Below are 2,795 nucleotides of genomic sequence, written 5' to 3' on the forward strand. Positions count from 1 at the left end.
GGGGGGTGGCACGGGGCTCGGGCGGGACGGAACGGGGACGGAGCGAACCCCGGAGAGGACCGGAGAGGACCGGAGAGGAGAGGAGAGGAGGGGAGCCGTGACGGAGAGCCGTGAGGGGGGTTCCGACGCCCCCGCGCGCCTCGATGCGCCGGGATGCGCTCCCCCGACCGCCGAACCGGCTCCGGGACCCGTCCGGCGACGGTCCCGGGCATCCCGTCGCCTCCGGCACCCCGTCCTACCACCCCTGGCGACACTCGGTACCGGCCTGCTCGGTGCCGCGTACCTGTACCGCACAGATCCGCACGTCGGCGGGCAGTGGCTGCCGCGCTGCCCGTTCCACTGGCTGACCGGCCTGTACTGCCCCGCCTGCGGCGGCACCCGGATGGCCTACGACCTCATGCACGGCGACCTGCCGGCCGCCTTCGCCGACAACGCCGTCCTGCTCGTGCTCGGCGTGCCGGCCGCGGCCTGGTGGGGCGGACGATGGCTGTACGAGGGTGCCCGGGGGAGGCGGTACCGGCCGCGTCTGGAGGGGATCGGCACCGCGGTGGTCCTGACGATCGCGGTGCTGTGGGCGGTGCTGCGGAACCTCGCCGGGTGGGCCCCGGGCTGAGTGGCCGGGCGCCCGAAAAACGGAGGGTTCGGTTCCTCTCGGGCAGGAGACGCCCCATCAGATCACCGTTTGATCAAAAACGGTCGTCCAATGCAACCATCTCGACCTTCGGCGTGTCGAAGATCTCGCCGGAACGGACACGTGGCCGTCACGGGTTCTCCCCATCCACGTCCCGTCCCCGGTGGAGCCGTCCCGCGACGGCCCCACTTCCGGCTCCAGACCTCCACCGCTCTGCACCAAGGAGTACCGATGGCCACCCCCGTGACCGCCCCCAACGGCAAGCCCTTCTCCACCAAGTCCAAGGTTGTCGCCGGCATCCTGCAGATCCTCGTGGGCGGCGTGGGCGCCGGCCGCTGGTACACCGGCCACTACGGCCTGGCCGTCGCCCAGCTGCTGACCTGCGGAGGGCTGGGCGTCTGGGCCCTGATCGACGGCATCCTCTTCCTGGTGAAGGACGACCGCACCGACTCCGAGGGCCTGGTCCTCAAGAGCTGATCCGGCGCACGGCGCCTGCCCCGACCCCCGCCACCGCTCCCGGTGGCGGGGGTCGGCGCGTTCCGGGGCGCCCCGGGCGGGGAGCACATCGAACCGCCCCGGCGCCCGGACCGGCCCGAACGACACGAAGGGGGCGTGACCCGGGTGCCCCCGGGTACGCGCAGGAAACGCCGGGGCCCCGCCCCGACCGCGCCGCCGGAGCGCCCCGCGCCCGGCGACGCGGCACCGACCGGACCGGGTCCCCCCGGACCCGGAAGGACCCCGGCGACGAACAGCGCCCGGCGGCCGCACCGCCGGAGCCGGTACCGCGACGGTCCGATCGGCCCCCGCGGGGTACCCGGTGACCGTCCACCGGGTCCCGGCCGGGACCCACCGGAAACCCGTCGGTGATCCGACAGCGACGAGGAGGCTCCCGATGCACACCGGAGAACTGACCGCCGACACCCTGAGCCGGCTGCGCGAACGCCGCCCCTACCCCGCCGTGACCATCACCCTGCCCACCCACCGTCACGGCCCGGACAACAACCAGGACGTGATCCGGCTGCGCAACCTGATCGCCGCCACCGAGCGGCGACTCACCGAGGCTCCCCACGTCTCCCGGCAGAGCCGGGACGCCGTCGTGCGGCAGCTGCGGGCCGCCGTGGACGACCTCGATCTCCGGTACACCCTGGACGGCCTGGTCGTCCTCGCCGACGAGAACGAGTTCCACGTGTGGCCGGTGCCGCGCTGGGTGCCCGAGCGCGTGGTGATCAGCGACAGCTGGCTGACCCGCAACCTCGTCGCCGCGCGGGCGGCGGAGCGCAGCTACCACCTGCTCGTGGTCGCCGCCGACCGCGCGGTGCTCTGGCGCGGCGCCCCGGAGCACATCGACGAGCAGGAGATCTGCGGCTTCCCGATGAGCATGCCCAGCGTGCCCGAACAGAACTTCGACCCCGAGCGCATGCACCGCACGGGCGGACCCGACAGCCTCTACGCGCAGGAACACACCAAGTCCTTCTTCCGCGACATCGCCACGGCGGTGGAGGAGGTCTGCCGCAAGGAGCCGCTGCCGCTGTTCGTCGCCGGGCTGCCGGAGGCCCTCGGCCTCCTGGACGACGTGCTTCCCTCCACCGTGGAGACGGCGGGTCGGCTGACCAAGGGTGGGCTGACCGACGCCTCGGGCCCGGCGCTGTTGGAGGAGATGGGGCCGCTCCTGGACGAGTACGCCCACCGCCGCACCGAACAGGTCGGCAAGGAGTTGGACACCGCCGTCAGCCGCAAGTCCTTCGCCGCCGGACTCGACGAGGTGTGGATGGCCGTGCGGGAGGGCCGCGCGGGCATGATCGCCGTGGAGGAGCACTACCACACCACCGTGCAGGTCTCCGACGGTCACCTGCGGCCCTTCCCGGCGGACGGTGAGGCGGCGGAGGCCGGGGCCGGCGCGAACGGCAACGGCAACGGTGAGGTGCGCGTCCTGGACTTCCCGCCGAGCGGCTTCGCCGGGCGCCGCGAGGAGTCCGCGCCGGTCGGCGAACGCCCCGGCGAGAACCTGGGTGAGGTCCGGGAGGACATCGTCGACGAGGTCGCCGAGACCGCTCTGGACACCGGCGCCAAGGTGGTCTTCGTGGAGGACGACGCGCTCGCCGATCACGGACGGTTGGCGGCCGTGCTGCGGTACTGAACCGTCGGGGCCGGGGCGGGGCAGTCG

General features: G+C 73.5%; 3 protein-coding genes. All 3 read left to right on the forward strand.

What is annotated here, in order from left to right:
* Positions 1–97 precede the first annotated feature (97 nt).
* The 3 genes from FNQ90_RS18665 to FNQ90_RS18675 all read left to right on the forward strand — a co-directional run bounded on the left by FNQ90_RS18665 (position 98) and on the right by FNQ90_RS18675 (position 2,768).
* Positions 98–613: a DUF2752 domain-containing protein gene (locus tag FNQ90_RS18665; RefSeq protein WP_323380061.1), complete on the forward strand. Its 516-nt coding sequence runs from the start codon at positions 98–100 to the stop codon at positions 611–613.
* A 249-nt stretch (positions 614–862) separates the two neighbouring features.
* On the forward strand, positions 863–1,108 hold the full coding sequence (locus FNQ90_RS18670; protein ID WP_182607426.1) for a TM2 domain-containing protein: 246 nt from the start codon (positions 863–865) through the stop codon (positions 1,106–1,108).
* Between the two features lie 415 nt (positions 1,109–1,523).
* The gene (locus FNQ90_RS18675) at positions 1,524–2,768 is read left to right on the forward strand and encodes a baeRF3 domain-containing protein (protein WP_182607427.1); all 1,245 of its coding nucleotides are present in this window, start codon (positions 1,524–1,526) and stop codon (positions 2,766–2,768) included.
* Positions 2,769–2,795 lie beyond the last annotated feature (27 nt).

This window comes from Streptomyces alkaliphilus, assembly GCF_014141535.1.
Classification (GTDB): Bacteria; Actinomycetota; Actinomycetes; order Streptomycetales; family Streptomycetaceae; genus Streptomyces; species Streptomyces alkaliphilus.